Here is a 15,344-nt window from a genome sequence, read left to right as displayed (position 1 = left end):
GAAACGTTTCCGAATTAATTATAATATTTCCGTAATTATTAGCGTATTATTCGTAATTCTACATGACTAGGGAGATGACACATATGAAAGCATTAAGATGGCATGGACTGAAAGATTTGCGCTTAGAGAACATTGAAGAACCAATCGCTCTACCAGGTAAAGTGAAAATTAAAGTCGAATGGTGCGGTATTTGCGGCAGCGACTTGCACGAATATACAGCAGGCCCAATCTTTATTCCAGAAGGTGCACCACATCCAATCACTGGAGAAAAAGCACCTATCGTTATGGGGCATGAATTCTCCGGGAAAGTTGTAGAGGTTGGAGAAGGCGTAACCAAAGTGAATGTTGGTGATCGTGTCGTTGTTGAACCTATATATTCATGCGGTAAATGTGATGCTTGTAAGGGAGGATATTATAACCTTTGTTCGACAATGGGCTTCCTTGGTCTTGCAGGAGGTGGCGGAGGCTTCTCCGAATACGTGGCTGCTGAAGAATATATGGTTCACAAGATTCCAGAGTGCGTCTCTTATGAGCAAGGTGCACTTGTAGAACCTTCTGCCGTTGCACTCCATGCCGTTCGTCAAAGCAAACTCAAAGTTGGCGATAAAGCTGTAGTATTTGGTGCAGGTCCTATCGGCTTGCTCGTTATTGAAGCGTTGAAAGCTTCCGGTGCAGCAGAGATCTATGCTGTTGAGCTGTCCGAAGAACGCAAGCAAAAGGCGACTGAACTGGGCGCAATCGTTATTGACCCTAAACAATATGATGTGGTGGAGGAAATCCACAAACGCACGAATGGCGGTGCAGACGTCGCTTATGAAGTTACTGGTGTGCCTCCTGTCCTTACACAGGCTCTTAACTCGACAAAAGTCGGTGGTGAGTTGATGATTGTCAGCATTTTCGGGAAAGAAGCATCTATTAAACCGAATAACATCGTGATGATGGAACGCACCATCAAGGGAATTATCGGTTATCGCAACGTATTCCCTGCTGTTATTAGCTTGATGGATCAGGGTTACTTCTCTGCTGAGAAACTTGTAACGAAACGAATTAAGCTTGATGATGTTATTGAAGAAGGATTTGAAGCGCTTCTGAAAGAGAAGAATCATGTGAAAAACCTTGTGAAAGCTTAAGTAACAGCTTCTAAATCGGTTTAACATAAACAACATGAAAAGGCGAAGCCAGACAACTGGTTTCGCCTTTTTAAATTCTTCATTAATAGGCATTTTGTCCTATTCATTAACAAGCCTTACTGGTATACTCGACTAATATATCTGCAATTCACAGAATAAATAACTTTAGGAGGATATGTATGTCGACAGCTAAAATACTAGATCGTAAGGCTAAAATAATTGAAATTGTATGGGACGCGAGAGCGAAACCAGAAGATTTCGATAGAGTCACGAAAGAAGTGCAGACGTTCTCTCAAGAGCTTGGGGGTAGTTTTGATGTCATCGTTGATATGAGAACAGTAAAAGCATTTATGCCTGAATCTCAAGGGAAACTTGTGGAGCATCAAAAAGCATTGAAGGATTTCGGAATGAAGCGGGCTGCGGTTATTGTATCTGGGGCTATAGCAAAAATGCAGCTGAAGCGTACGGCAAAAGAAGCATTACATAGTACCGAATCACATTGGGAGAGTTATGAAGAAGCGTTACTATTTTTGAAGAATAATCTTTAATAGATAGAGGATCACCTTATATAAGGCATAATAGATAACGTTATTCTCTGAAGGCATCTCATGGTTCTCTGAACCGTTGGGATGCCTTTTTCCTGTAGAATAAGTCATTGTATATTTCTATTGAATCAACCCTCTCTGAATCTGCGCTTTAATATCAACTGCCTCAATGCGCCCGCGTTCACAAGGACCGTTCCAGCAATGATCGTGATTACTCCAAGAAGTGTGATCAAAGAGACGGTCTCATGATAAAAGATTACACCTACCCCAACCGCAATCGGAGGAGAAATATAGAGCCAGGTGGAAGGGAAGACCGGATTCGTCTTGGCTACGAGCCAATAGAACAGGGTATGTCCGACCATAGAACCGATCACGATTAGGTAGAGCAGGGAACCTGCGGTCTGGAATGATAGAAGAAATGCAGGATGCACATCTTCAGTGAACAAAGATAGAATGAACATCATCGCTCCGCCATACATCATTTGGGCTGCATTCATTGCGATCGGTGAGACTTCGGACATGCTATTGATTACTTTTTTAGAATAGAGTGTACCTGTTGCATAAGCGAATTCCCCGATTAGTATGGCGACACAACCGATAAGCCACAATGTAGAGACGTCCATCGAAAGATTGGGCAAGACGAGTAGCAACACACCGATGAAGCCAATAATGCAACCGTATAGCGAGTGTACGGGAGCTTTTTGACGAAGGAAAGCCGTTTGAAGTATTAATATCATCATCGGTCCTGTAGCGGATAGAACGGCAGCGAGTCCGGAAGATACATATTGCTCGGCCCAGTATAGCGTAGTAAAGGTGCCAAACGTCAATGTTGCTCCGGTAAATAGCATCTCTTTACGTAACAGCAGGGAGAAGCTTACCTTGCGTTTCCATACCATCCATAGGAACAGAATAGTACCAGCTAGGAAAAAACGCAGTCCTGCTGAGAAGAATGGAGGCGCACCGGCATCTATTCCGATTTTGATTGCGAGAAAGGTCGTTCCAAATATTAGACATACAAGTGCATAAGCTACAATAATCATGTTCATTTCCCCTTTGATGTCATTCATTGAATGTATTTCGTTAATCATATAGGGAGTGTGACAGAACAGATTATATATGACAGAACAGATTGTGATGGTTTGCGTGTACAATAATGTAATAGGTTATTTCAAAATGAGGTGTTGTAGACAAATGAAAAATGTGAAGGGCGTTCCGCAAAGTCGCCCGTTGTTCAGACAAGTGTATGACAACATCTTGAATCGTATGGAGCGGGGCGAATGGAGGACGGATGACAAATTACCATCGATACGGATGCTTGCTGAAGAACTCAAAGTCCACAGATTGACAGTATTTAAAGCATATAGACTGCTGTCTGAGGAAGGTAAAGTATATGTTAGGGATAAATCGGGTTATTACGTATCGGCGGACGGCGTGCTCTCCAGTGAGTTGGAAGAGGGTTCATTCGTTTCTTCCTATACAATATCCAATTCGTTATCCGATATTCATCGAATCCAAGCGAAGTACCAGTTCTCACAGGCATTGATTGATCCCAATCTGTTACCAAATATATATTTATCGGATTATGTTAAGAAAGTATTCGATCTATACCCTAAGGTTATGGGAACATATGCCAGTATTCAGGGCGATGATGAGCTAAGGGAGTCGCTCAGCCAACATTTCAGGGAGCATCATCGCTTGCAATTATCATCAGAGGAATTGTTGATTACTTCAGGTGCTCAGCAGGCGATTAATCTGATCGCTCAGATGATGCTCCGGCCTATGGATACAGTGTTAATTGAACGTCCGACATACAGCGTAGCGATGGATATATTTCGTAGGCAAGGAGCGCGCCTTATTCCCGTTCTGATCACGCCTGAAGGATATGACCTAGTGGAAGTGGAAGCTCTGATGCGTGAACATAAGCCACGTATGTTCTATATGAATCCGACCCATCACAATCCTACTGGATATACGGTTCCGGCGTGGCAGCGTAAATTGCTGGTGGAATTGGCGGAGCGCTATCATTGTCTGCTAGTGGAGGATGATCCGTTCCGGGATATGTATTTCGAAGAGGAGCCACCACTACCACTATTCGCTTATGACACGGAGGGCTGGGTGATCTACATTAGTAGCTTCAGTAAGTACATTGCTCCGGGCTTGCGAATTTGTGCTGTAGCCTGTCGGTATCCATTCATGGAGCAGTTAATCAAGGCCAAGTCGCTGGCGGATAACGGGACTCCGCAACTTAATCAGAAGATATTTCTACATTATTACACCTCGCCACGACTACAACGGCATCTAGACAAGTTGCGTATTGCACTTCAGGTACATAAAGAGATTATGGAGGAAGAGCTCGCTTTAGCAGGCTGGGAATGGACGGCTCCGAAGGGCGGGCTCAATCTATGGGTTAAGTTGCCGGGAGATATCTCGGCGGATCTGCTTTTTAGAAAAAGCATAGAGCAGTCAATCAGCTTTGTTCCTGGAGAAATCTGTGATCCGTTGGGAGAGTTGAAATCATGGATTCGTCTCAGCTTTTCCTTTGCAAATGAGATCGACTTACGTGAAGGGATGCAACGACTAACGGCGTTGTCGCGGACTTTGTGATCGTGTAACTATTCATTGCAAAATCCAATATATGTAATATAATTCTTGGGATAGTATGACTAGGGAGGGGGTGTGTTAATGCAGAGCAATTTCTTAGAAACTTATGAAGGTTTTCAAATTCATTTTTTGGAGTGGAAACCAAAGAAACAGTGTAATGAGCTTCCTGTAATCTGCATACATGGCAACTTATCTAATGCAAGAATGTATAAATGGATCGGCGATGAACTATCTTCCGAGCGAAGCGAGAATCCGAGGCACGTCGTTGCAATTGATATTCGAGGTTGTGGCGAAAGTGGTATGCCTGAAAAAGGATTTTCATTGCAGCATATGGCTATGGATATTGAGGCTGTAATGATGCATTTAAGAATCAGCAAAGCGTATTTCATCGCATATTCAAGGGGTGTAGCCTATGCTCTACAATACGCTTTACGAAACCCTGATCATGTTCAAGGTATGATTATTGGTGATTATCCAGCTTATTACACGAAGTTAAATGAAGACTGGGTAAAAAGAATGGTGAATTCCTATGAATTGTATGATTCTTGGGATAGTTTATACAAAGCAATAACATCAATCGAGCATTTAAGTAGAGAAGATTTCGATGCCAGAAGAGAAGATTATTATGTTGAAAGAGAAGGGAAAGTACAGAATAGATACTTGAAGGAATTTCCTTATAGGCTTCAACTTGAATCTAATGATTATGACCTTTCATCTGCAATGGACAATATAAACGGCAAGATATTAATACTAAAAGGCAATGAAGAAGGTTCCCTTTTGAGCGATGAACAAATAATGGTATACCAACAAAATAATCATGAAGTAGTACGAGTAGAACAAGCTGGACATGATGTTTTTGAACCAAGAAAACAGGTCAAAGAAGCACTTATGAATTATTTCAAGCACATTATAATATGATTCAACAAGAAAAGGTTGGCTATAGAGCCATCCTTTCTTGCCTTCTATAGTGTTGATATATTTATACCCAGCCAAAGATTCTAGCAAGCTGCGCAACAGCATAGGTTACGCCGATGGCGATACCAAGTGGAATCACGGCTGACAATACAGCCCATTTCATACTTTTCGTTTCTTTATAAATATTCACTAGTGTGGTACCGCAAGGATAATGTAGTAGTGAGAATAACATCATACTAAGCGCTGTCAGCCAGGTCCAACCGTGATTCAGGAATACGTCTTTGATACTGCTAAGGCTGTCAATATCGACCATGGCTCCAGAGGACATATAACCCATGAGTAGAATCGGTAGTACGATTTCATTCGCTGGTAATCCAAGGATAAAGGCCATCATAATATAACCATCCATGCCGAGCATTTGAGCGAATGGATCGAAGAAAGCAGCCATGTGATTCAGGACACTTTCGCCCCCGATGAATGTATTGCCTAACACCCATGTGATAATCCCTGCCGGAGCAGCTACGACGATAGCCCGAGTAAGTACATTTAGGGATTTATCCTTAGAGGAGATAAGGATCGTTCTCCAAATTTGCGGACGGCGATACGGTGGAAGCTCCAGTGTGTAATGTGTAGGAACGCCACGTAGTGCAGTTTTAGACATCACCCATGAGACACTCAGTGTAACGACAATTCCAATCAGTACCATACCCATCAGCACGGAGGCTGTCGTAAGTGTCTTGAACGCTCCCGTGGAAGCAGCTCCTGTCATAAATAAGGAGGATAACAGAATCAAAGTAGGCCAACGTCCGTTACAAGGTACGAAATTATTAGTTAGAATGGCCAACATCCGTTCACGAGGTGATTCAATAATACGTGTGGAGAGGATAGCTGCAGCATTACAGCCGAATCCCATCGACATGGTCAAAGCCTGTTTGCCATGACCACCAGATTTCTTGAATAATCGGTCCATATTAAAAGCAACGCGGGGAAGATAGCCGAAATTCTCCAACAGTGCGAATACAGGAAAGAATATCATCATCGGTGGGAGCATGACACTAATGACCCATGATGTTCCCCGATATAGCCCTAGTACTAGTACGCCATGCAACCAATCCGGTGCGTGGATGGCTTGAAATCCGGCTGTTAAATAGCCTTCAATGATTCCAAAAAAAGACGCGAGCCAGCTCGAAGGATAATTTGCTCCGGCAATTGTAATCCAGAATACGATGCCGAGGATCGAGAGCATAATAGGGAATCCCCATATTTTAGAAGTAACGATATTATCCAACTTGAAGGTACTGTTAAGCTTCTTCTTATCACGGTAACTTACAGCATCACTGCAGATACTTGCAGATACACCATAAATGCCGCTGACAATTTCATCTCTTATTGCGCCTCCATCTGCTAGCTTCTTCGCTACTGACAGCAGAGAGTCTAGAGAATCGGATCCTTTACTAACATGTGACTCCATAGCCGATAACCTCCTTTGCTTCAGGTATTTCTTTACTCTTGATATTCTCTTTGAGAGAGGCAAGCAGACTATCGTCACCGTCCAACAGGCGTAGTGCAATCCATCGCGCCGGATACTTAGAACCGATCATTTGCTCAACCATTGGGGTGAGCTCTGCAATACCTCGTTCGATCTCATCGTTATAAATGATTCGCATCGGATCTGTTATGAAAGCACCAGTAGCCACACGTTCTACTTGATCTAATAACGCTTCAATTCCTATTTTATTACGGGCGGAAATCGTTACAACAGGGACGCCTAACCGTTTCGAAATGGCCTTCAGGTTGATATCAATACCGAGTCTACGAGCTTCATCAATCAAGTTAATGCAGACAACGGCTCTCCCAGTAATCTCTAGAACCTGTAGTGCGAGGTTGAGATTTCGTTCTAGGGAAGTCGCATCAAGAACGACAAGTGTCACATCCGGTTGTTCAAATATAATATAATCTCTAGCAGCCTCTTCATCCGCGGAGTTGGAATACAACGAGTATGTACCAGGGAGATCAACTGCACGGTACATATGGTTGTTGTGAGTGAACTCGCCTTCGGCGGTAATGACTGTCTTGCCTGCCCAGTTGCCTGTATGCTGACGCATTCCAGTTAATAGGTTGAACAGTGTGCTTTTTCCCGTATTAGGATTGCCTGCAAAGGCGACAGTATAATGACTCATGCTTCGACACCTCCGATTAATTCTCCATAAATCATTGAGCTTTCTTCTCTGCGTAGGGCAATGGTCGTGTTACTTACTCGAAATGCAGTAGGGTCTCCTAGTGGACTGCGCCGTAATACTTCTACGATATTTCCTACGACAAATCCAAGGTCAAGTAATCTTCTTCTTAGCACACCCTGTACTTCGATGGCACTGATGCACAGTATGCTGCCGTTCTTGGCTTCAGATAATGGAATACTCGTTCCAGACATAAGTTCTCCTTCTTTCATCTATAGTTGATGGGCTATATTTTGCGTAAGGGGTATTTTTTTGTTCTACACCACAATGTTAGTCTATGCGAATAAATCTGTCCCTGTACCAATAATGTTGTGCAATGGCAAAACTTTATTTTATTAAAAGTTATCCAACTGGTTATTCCATTTATTGTATTGTTTAGGCGATTACATTGATATCTTATTAGTTGTTCTCCATAAGTGTTCAGAACAGATACATGCAGACGAGTATGAGGTTATTTAACAGCTGCGCTTGAGCGACTATTTTTGGATGAATAAGCAGTATCCTAATAAATAAAAAAGCTGACATCGATGGAATATCGATGCCAGCTTTTTTTTATTTTAGGGATCTATATCGGATTGTATCTAAGGTATCCAAACAGCTACAGGTGGTTTTAGGGCACCCAACCAACCGGAATTCACATCAGAAAGAATCAGTTTGGTAAGAGGGTTAGTTATTTTGGTATCCCAATAGTTTACAACGAGATTATGAGGCTGACCATCATTTGGAATGAGGATAGATCCATCATTAGCATAAAGGCTATTTTTAACAAAAGCGTACCACTGGCCTTTATACTCATTATCAGTTGTATTCGTTACGCTAAAGTACGTTTTAGTACCTTCGGTTTTAACGAATTGAATCTCTATTTTCTTCTCAACCTCACACAAGGCAGGTTTCGATTGAAGTGACTTATAGTCTTTATCGGCAATGGTTAAGCTTGTAGGGATGTTCTGACCAGAATACGTTCCCCATTCCGTGATATCGAACACAAGGGTGGTTTCTCCACCAGCAGCAATGTTAGGTAACCAACGATCCTGTACTACATTCCCTTTGGAATTATGCGCAATCCAGTATCCACCATTCGGATAACTACTGTTGTAGTCGGAGGAAGTGGGGTTTTTGATTTTCCAGATTTGTTGGGTAGCTGTCGATGAACAATCATACTTGATGACTAGATCGGATTCAGTGGTTGTACTTGCTGCGAAAGTGGCCAAAGGTAGAGCAAGTAAAAAAATGAATGTAAGTAAGCTGATGCTAAGCCATTTGATGTTTTTTTTGTTCATAATGGGAAAGCCGTCCCTTCTCTTTGTAAATTTTTGATAAGTGCATAGTTACATTATGTATCGCGTTACCAATATATTCTGACATCCATTTATGGTAAATATTTATAATTATAAACTAACCGATCAAAGAGATTAATAAGTGTTCTTGTATTAAGTATGTTTTGAAAATGCGATATCTTGCATGAATTCGAGGCTTTAGGTTAATAATTTATATGTTAATTTGAAAAGGAGACTATACCATGACAAATGTAAAAACAGCTATCATCTACTATAGTTCTGGTGGAACGAATCATCAATTGGCTGAGTGGGCAGGAGAAGGTGCTAAAGAAGCAGGGGCAGAAGTGAAAGTATTACGAGTGGCAGAAACAGCCCCACAAGCTGTCATTGACTCGAGCCCTAGTTGGAGGGCGCATTTAGAAGCAACGCAATGTGTACCCGAAGTAACATTAGCTGACCTTGAATGGGCAGATGCTATTATTTTTAGTGTTCCTACAAGATTCGGTAACATGCCAGCTCAAATGAAGCAATTCTTTGACACGACAGGTGGTCTATGGTTTCATGGTAAACTTGCAAATAAGGCTGTTAGTGCGATGTCTTCTGCGCAGAATCCACACGGAGGTCAAGAAGCCACTATTTTATCTCTATACACAACAATGTATCATTGGGGAGCGATTGTCGTTGCGCCTGGTTTTACCGATCCTGTAACCTTTGGAGCGGGTGGGAATCCATACGGGACAAGTGTTACGGTTGGACAAGATGGGAAAATGATAGAGGATGTTCAGGCGGCAGTGAAGCATCAAGCTAAACGTACGACTACGATCGCAGGATTACTCAAAAAGGGAAGTTAACAGCAATAATAAAAGAAGCTAATCGAAAGAACAAATGAAAGATCCCCTGCCATTGTGCATAGGGGATCTTTTTGTGTAATTAGAATAGAGGAGGAGAACACATGAAAGGTCGGGTATTTATTTAAAGAGATAGGCTAACAAGGGGCATGTTCACAGGCGTATATAAAGGAATACTGAATCGTTGTTTATTTTTGAAATATACGATTTCTTCATAGCCGATTTCTTTAGCGAGATTGCGGGCGTCATCGAGCATATTGCCTAATTCATCTGGGAAATGAGCGTTGGAAGAGAGTGTGATCGGCACATCATAATCCTTCAAAATAGATAGAAATGATGAGCTCGGGCATATTTCATTTGTTGAATTACGATAAGCTAACCCTGTATTTATTTCTGTAGCGACATCAGCAATGCTAAGGGCAGCAGCTACATTGTTATAATGAACTTCTAATTCATCTTGTGGAGGAAGAGGACAGAACACCTTAATATGATCCAAATGAGCCATGAATTGAAAAAGACCACTGTGCACGGCTTCAATCACGGTCTGATAATATTGATTGTAGAGTAAAGAGAGATCATAATCTTCAAAATGACGCTGGGTATCCGGATGATCGAACTTCCAACCCTCATGGAAATGAACAGAACCGATGACATAATCGAGTTGATAAGGTTCAAGAAGAGCTTTAAGTTTATCCTGAGCGCCTGGGAAATAATCAGCTTCAACACCTATGGATAGATCTTCATAGAACCTTGCTGCATTACGCATGCCAGATAAATAATCCTCTATGGAGTAAGTGCATACAAGATCTAACCATTCACGTTGCATCTTACCAATGGGACTGTCATCTAACAGCATGAATTCTTCATAATAGCTCTTAAACTCGTGGAAACGATATAAATGATCGACAACTCCGAACTTGGTGACACCTTTTTTGCGACCTTGTTCTAGATATCTTGTAATCCAGTCTTCGGAGTAACAGCCTTCTTTCATTCTACGGGCTAGACTTCGGGTGATATGTTCAATCCAAGCACGGGATTCATATTCCGTCTGACTGGAATAATTACGAGAGGTTTGCTCCAGTGCTAATCCTGTACGTTTAAGCCATGCTAAGGAATAAGTTCCCTCTTCTAGGTGAAAGTGAAAGTCGATTTTCAATACATAGCCTCCTTTATTCATGTGCGCTTTAATGTATTGTATCGATCAACCGTTAGCTAGAGCGCATATAAGTGTAAATTAATTGTTAAATACGTGGAGTAGGGGTGAGAGATTTCTTATAACAATGTATATGGTATTCTATTTGACATTTTCACGTAGAACTAGAGAAACTTCTTGAATGCCTTCATGATGTGGCTTCTCTAATACGACCCAGTTGACTGCTAGAGACTTCTTTAATTGTGAAACTTGGTGTTTAGTAAGTTTAATTTCATCCATTCTATCCTCACCAAAGCTGAAGTCTACGTGGGCTTGAAGATCGAATTTTTCTTCAGTCCAAATTTTCAAACCATTTCGTGTATTAAAGGTCATTCGATATCCTTCAAGCGCTAGTTCGAGCTGTTCGTTATGCTCCTCAGCATACTTAAAAAAATCTTCATATTGATAATGTTCTTCTTCTGCATTCTTAAGAAGTGTAACATCTTTTAAGCGAACAGCTTCTCTAATCAGCGCCTCATCATTCAACGATTTTCTGGCATGTTCTAGCAAAATCGCAGTATGTTGTGAAATCATGATTTCAAGACTCATGTGATAACTCCGCCTTCCGGTATTCTTATATTTTATTAGTTCTAATATAGATGGAATGAACTAAGCTTACTAAACGTCTTTAATTCATTCCATGTAAATGTAATGAACTAAAGTTGACTAAACGTCTTTAGATCATTCCATGTAAATGTAATGAACTAAAGTTGACTAAACGTCTTTAGATCATTCCATGTAAATGGCATGCTGTAAAATGACCTGGTGAAATTTCAAGCCATTGAGGTTCTTCTTGGCGACACTGCTCCGTAGCGAAGGGGCATCTTGAGGCGAAATTACAGCCTTGGAAATTCTGTATCAGGCTTGGTAATTCACCTGTAATTGAAGGTGAAGATAGTTGTTGAGCTATCTTCGGATCGGGTTTCGGAATAGCATCAAGCAGAGCTTGAGTATAAGGATGAGCTGGGCGATCATATAATTCATCGCTTGGAGCAAGCTCGACAAGCTTACCAAGATACATCACTCCGATACGATCTGAGATATGGCGTACCATAGACAGATCATGTGCAATGAACAGATAAGTTAGACCGAATTCTGCTTGGAGATCTTCAAGCATATTAACAACTTGAGCTTGAACAGACACGTCGAGCGCTGAGATAGGTTCGTCACACAATATAAATTCAGGCCGAACGGATAGGGCTCTTGCAATACTGATCCGTTGGCGTTGACCTCCACTGAATTCATGTGGATAACGCTGGGCATGTTCAGCTTTCAGACCAACCTTCTCAAGTAATTCTAATACCGTATCACGGCGATCTTGTTTGCTTCCTATACCATGAATCTCCATCGGTTCGCTAATGAGTTGCGCGACATTCATACCTGGATTCAATGAGGAATAGGGATCTTGGAATATCGTTTGCATCCTTTTACGGAAGGGTTTCAATTGCCTTTCATTCATATTGGCAATATTATGTCCATCGAAATGAATCTCGCCATTTGTTATATCATATAAGCGGACAATACTTCGACCTGTCGTAGATTTACCACATCCTGATTCCCCGACTAAGCCGAAAGTTTCTCCTCGTTTGATGTGAAAGGTGAGATCATCTACAGCTTTTAACATATTGCGGCCACTACTTCCAGCTCCACGAGCAGGGAAATATTTCTTCAATCCTATGACGTCTAGTAGGATTTCTGAATTTGGATTCATGGTGTATCCCCCTCTCTCCACTTCGCATCATTGCCTTCAGCAGATTCATATAGCCAGCAAAGAGCGCGGTGCTCTTCATTGAATTCGGTATAGCGAGGCATCGTCTTGCAGATGCTCCCTGCATGTGGACATCTTTCCATGAAAGGACAACCCGAAGGAGGGTAAAGAAGGTCTGGTGGTGTACCTTCTATAGTGGCTAGTCGTTGCCGTCCACCCGAGGTAACCCGAGGGATTGATTTCAACAATCCTTGTGTATAAGGATGACGTGGATGCTCGAAGATTTCTTCCACGGTTCCTTCTTCCATGATCAGCCCCCCATACATGACGATGACCCGCGTACATACCTGAGCGACAACGCCGAGATCATGTGTAATTAATAAAATAGCTGTATTCGTACGTTCCTTGAGTTGCTTCATGAGTCCCAGAATTTGGGCTTGTATAGTGACATCCAGCGCTGTGGTTGGTTCGTCTGCAATGAGTAGTTGAGGGTTACACGAGAGAGCCATAGCTATCATCACGCGTTGCCGCATACCACCGCTAAACTCATGAGGATACTGATCAATCCGTTGCTCAGGTGAAGGGATCCCAACTTCACGAAGTAATTCAATAGCCCGCTGTCTTGCTTCATGTTTGTCTAATTTACGGTGACGTCTGATGACCTCAATTAATTGCTTACCAACACGAATAACGGGATTAAGGGAAGTCATAGGATCCTGAAAGATCATTGAAATTTCGTTGCCACGGATTTTACGTAATTCTTTATCTGACATAGATACTAGATTCTTATCGTTAAATATGACTTGTCCGTCTATAATTTTACCTGGAGGTTGTATTAATCCAATAATTGATTTTGCAGTGACGCTCTTGCCACTTCCTGATTCTCCAACAATGCCAATAACATCTCCAGCTTCTACATTGAAGCTAACCCCTCTGACGGACTGAACTTCACCGGCACGAGTCATAAACGAAGTCTTTAAATTTCGCACAGATAGTAAGTTGTTCATAATACCCCTCACTCCAATATATCTAAATGAATTAGTGGGTTCCTTAACGTTTATTCGCTTTAGGTTCAAAGGCTACCCGGAATATATCACCAAGGAAATTGAAAGATAGCACAGTCAGCAATATAAATACCCCAGGAATAATAGCTAGATAAGGTGCTTCACTAATGAAGCTCTGTGCATCATTTAGCATACTTCCCCATGAGGAATTAGGCTGCTTCACACCGAGTCCCAAGAAGCTAAGTGAAGATTCCATAAGAATCGCTGAAGCGATATTGATCGTGGCTGATACTATAATGGTAGGCATAATATTCGGAATGATATGTTTAATAATAATACGAATTTTGCTCTGGCCCGACACTCGTGCATATAGTACATATTCTCGTTCTTTAACGGAGAGTGTCTCAGCTCTTACAATTCTGGCAATGCCCATCCAACTGAGCGCACCTATTATGACAATGATTGTTCCAACCCCTGGTTTCATATATGCGTTTAATATAAGCATGAGAAAGAAGGAAGGGATGGCCATCAGTACGTCAACCGAACGCATAAGCAGATTATCTACCCAACCACCGAAATATCCACTGATCGTTCCTACAGTCATTCCCAGTGTGACAGAGATAACCATAGAGAGAAAACCAACGCTAAGAGAAATTCTACCCCCATATAAAGCTCTGGCAAAATAATCTCGTCCGTAATCATCTGTTCCGAACCAATGGTTAGAATCAGGTGGTTTTAATCGATCAAGCACAACGATTTGGTTGGGGTCATATTTAGATAGGAAAGCCACTGAGGCGGCAATCACAAAAAACACGAGAACGGCTATCGCTGCTATCCCTATCTTTTGTTCACGTAATTGTGTAGTTATGTTACGCCATCTAATTGAATTCATCTTGCATCTCACCCCATCGTCTTGATTCGTGGATCAACCACGCCGTATAAGATGTCCGCCACCAGATTGCCCACAACAAGCATGATGGAGGAGAGCATCGTAATACCCATAATAATTGGATAATCGAGCCCATATACTGCTGTTATGCCTAGAGAACCCATGCCAGGCCATGAAAACACAGATTCCGTAATGAAAGCTCCAGCAATGAGTTCTGGAAGAGACATCCCTAGAATTGTAATGACGGGTAGGAGTACATTCTTGAATACATGCTTCCACAATACGGTTCCCGTAGTCGACCCATAGGCATATTGGATTTGTACATAATCCTCTTCCAATTGACTGATGGTATTAGATCGGATATATCGCATATAGACAGAAACGTTCATATAGAGTAGTACGGTCACAGGTAGAATGCCATGTTTAATAATATCTAGTATGGAGTCGGAGCCTACAGTGCGCATGCCCATACTAGGAAGCCAATGTAGTTTAACTGCGAACAAATAGATAAGCATAATACCAAACCAGAAACTCGGAATTGAAATCCCGATATAAGAGAATAAGCTAAGAATGCGGTCAATAGGCCGATTCTTACGTGATCCAGCATACATACTTAATGGAATAGAGATAATTAGAGAAAGAAGTAACCCTGCCCCCATAAGACCTACTGTAGCAGGAAGACGACCTAATATTTGTTCCATTACGGGACGATGGTTAACTATCGAGTAGCCAAGATCACCTGAAAGTACATTTTTGAGCCACAATAAATACTGAACATACACAGGTTTATCAAGGCCTAAGTTTTGGCGAATACGTTCGACGTCCTCAGCTCCCATATTGGGTGTAACAAAAGAAAGAACTGGATCACCCGGTGCAAGCTTGATAAGCGCGAACGATATTATTGAAATAAATAAAAGAAGGGGGACAGCTTGTCCAACCCTTCGCAAGATATATCTTCTCAAGAATACCCCTCCGGACCAACGCCGGACGTTGCCGAC

At 41.9% G+C, this 15,344-nt stretch carries 16 protein-coding genes; 5 read left to right on the top strand and 11 right to left on the bottom strand.

What is annotated here, in order from left to right:
• Positions 1-83 precede the first annotated feature (83 nt).
• Together PBAT_RS01985 and PBAT_RS01980 are read left to right on the top strand one after the other, a co-directional pair.
• Entirely contained in the window at positions 84-1,130 is a 1,047-nt protein-coding gene (locus PBAT_RS01985) for a 2,3-butanediol dehydrogenase (protein WP_068646055.1), read from the top strand.
• A 179-nt stretch (positions 1,131-1,309) separates the two neighbouring features.
• Positions 1,310-1,678 (top strand): hypothetical protein, encoded by a 369-nt coding sequence (locus tag PBAT_RS01980; protein WP_068646054.1) that lies wholly within the window; start codon positions 1,310-1,312, stop codon positions 1,676-1,678.
• Positions 1,679-1,803: 125 nt separating this feature from the next.
• On the opposite strand, the gene PBAT_RS01975 is transcribed toward PBAT_RS01980, so the two are convergent.
• The gene (locus PBAT_RS01975; RefSeq protein ID WP_068646053.1) at positions 1,804-2,715 is read right to left on the bottom strand and encodes a DMT family transporter; all 912 of its coding nucleotides are present in this window, start codon (positions 2,713-2,715) and stop codon (positions 1,804-1,806) included.
• A 151-nt stretch (positions 2,716-2,866) separates the two neighbouring features.
• On the opposite strand from PBAT_RS01975, the gene PBAT_RS01970 reads away from it, so the two are divergent.
• Both PBAT_RS01970 and PBAT_RS01965 read left to right on the top strand, forming a co-directional pair.
• Complete coding sequence (locus tag PBAT_RS01970; protein ID WP_068646052.1) at positions 2,867-4,279, top strand: aminotransferase-like domain-containing protein; 1,413 nt, start codon at positions 2,867-2,869, stop codon at positions 4,277-4,279.
• A gap of 78 nt (positions 4,280-4,357) precedes the next feature.
• Positions 4,358-5,194: an alpha/beta fold hydrolase gene (locus PBAT_RS01965; RefSeq protein WP_068646051.1), complete on the top strand. Its 837-nt coding sequence runs from the start codon at positions 4,358-4,360 to the stop codon at positions 5,192-5,194.
• 61 nt (positions 5,195-5,255) lie between these two features.
• Here the strand turns inward: PBAT_RS01965 and PBAT_RS01960 are convergent, their stop codons facing one another.
• From PBAT_RS01960 to PBAT_RS01945, 4 genes are all read right to left on the bottom strand, one after another.
• Positions 5,256-6,662, bottom strand: a complete 1,407-nt coding sequence (locus tag PBAT_RS01960) for a nucleoside recognition domain-containing protein (protein WP_068646050.1) — start codon at positions 6,660-6,662, stop codon at positions 5,256-5,258.
• Positions 6,646-7,371 (bottom strand): FeoB small GTPase domain-containing protein, encoded by a 726-nt coding sequence (locus PBAT_RS01955; protein WP_068646049.1) that lies wholly within the window; start codon positions 7,369-7,371, stop codon positions 6,646-6,648. Before PBAT_RS01955 ends, PBAT_RS01960 begins: the two co-directional genes overlap by 17 nt.
• Positions 7,368-7,622: a FeoA family protein gene (locus PBAT_RS01950; protein WP_068594619.1), complete on the bottom strand. Its 255-nt coding sequence runs from the start codon at positions 7,620-7,622 to the stop codon at positions 7,368-7,370. Before PBAT_RS01950 ends, PBAT_RS01955 begins: the two co-directional genes overlap by 4 nt.
• A gap of 387 nt (positions 7,623-8,009) precedes the next feature.
• Positions 8,010-8,708, bottom strand: coding sequence for a hypothetical protein (locus PBAT_RS01945; RefSeq protein ID WP_068646048.1), 699 nt, complete (start codon positions 8,706-8,708; stop codon positions 8,010-8,012).
• Between the two features lie 239 nt (positions 8,709-8,947).
• Here PBAT_RS01945 and wrbA point away from each other — a divergent pair, with 239 nt between their 5' ends.
• On the top strand, positions 8,948-9,556 hold the full coding sequence (gene wrbA / locus PBAT_RS01940) for an NAD(P)H:quinone oxidoreductase (protein ID WP_068646047.1): 609 nt from the start codon (positions 8,948-8,950) through the stop codon (positions 9,554-9,556).
• A 121-nt stretch (positions 9,557-9,677) separates the two neighbouring features.
• Here wrbA and PBAT_RS01935 read toward each other — a convergent pair whose 3' ends face one another.
• The 6 genes from PBAT_RS01935 to PBAT_RS01910 form a co-directional block, all read right to left on the bottom strand.
• Positions 9,678-10,709 carry a PHP domain-containing protein gene (locus PBAT_RS01935; RefSeq protein ID WP_068646046.1) on the bottom strand — a complete coding sequence of 344 codons (1,032 nt, stop codon included), beginning with the start codon at positions 10,707-10,709 and terminating at the stop codon, positions 9,678-9,680.
• Between the two features lie 138 nt (positions 10,710-10,847).
• Positions 10,848-11,294 carry a hypothetical protein gene (locus PBAT_RS01930; protein ID WP_068646045.1) on the bottom strand — a complete coding sequence of 149 codons (447 nt, stop codon included), beginning with the start codon at positions 11,292-11,294 and terminating at the stop codon, positions 10,848-10,850.
• A gap of 175 nt (positions 11,295-11,469) precedes the next feature.
• A complete protein-coding gene (locus PBAT_RS01925) occupies positions 11,470-12,456 on the bottom strand; it encodes an ABC transporter ATP-binding protein (RefSeq protein WP_068646044.1) in 987 nt (328 codons plus the stop codon).
• Positions 12,453-13,460 carry an ABC transporter ATP-binding protein gene (locus PBAT_RS01920; RefSeq protein WP_068646043.1) on the bottom strand — a complete coding sequence of 336 codons (1,008 nt, stop codon included), beginning with the start codon at positions 13,458-13,460 and terminating at the stop codon, positions 12,453-12,455. Before PBAT_RS01920 ends, PBAT_RS01925 begins: the two co-directional genes overlap by 4 nt.
• Positions 13,461-13,503: 43 nt before the next feature.
• Positions 13,504-14,349 carry an ABC transporter permease gene (locus PBAT_RS01915; RefSeq protein WP_068646042.1) on the bottom strand — a complete coding sequence of 282 codons (846 nt, stop codon included), beginning with the start codon at positions 14,347-14,349 and terminating at the stop codon, positions 13,504-13,506.
• Positions 14,350-14,357: 8 nt separating this feature from the next.
• Complete coding sequence (locus PBAT_RS01910) at positions 14,358-15,308, bottom strand: ABC transporter permease (RefSeq protein ID WP_068646041.1); 951 nt, start codon at positions 15,306-15,308, stop codon at positions 14,358-14,360.
• Positions 15,309-15,344: the final 36 nt, after the last annotated feature.

Origin of the sequence: Paenibacillus antarcticus (genome assembly GCF_001637225.1) — a bacterium.
In the GTDB taxonomy this organism is placed as follows: Bacteria; Bacillota; Bacilli; order Paenibacillales; family Paenibacillaceae; genus Paenibacillus_AQ; species Paenibacillus_AQ antarcticus.
This window is presented reverse-complemented; position numbering and strand designations above follow the sequence as displayed.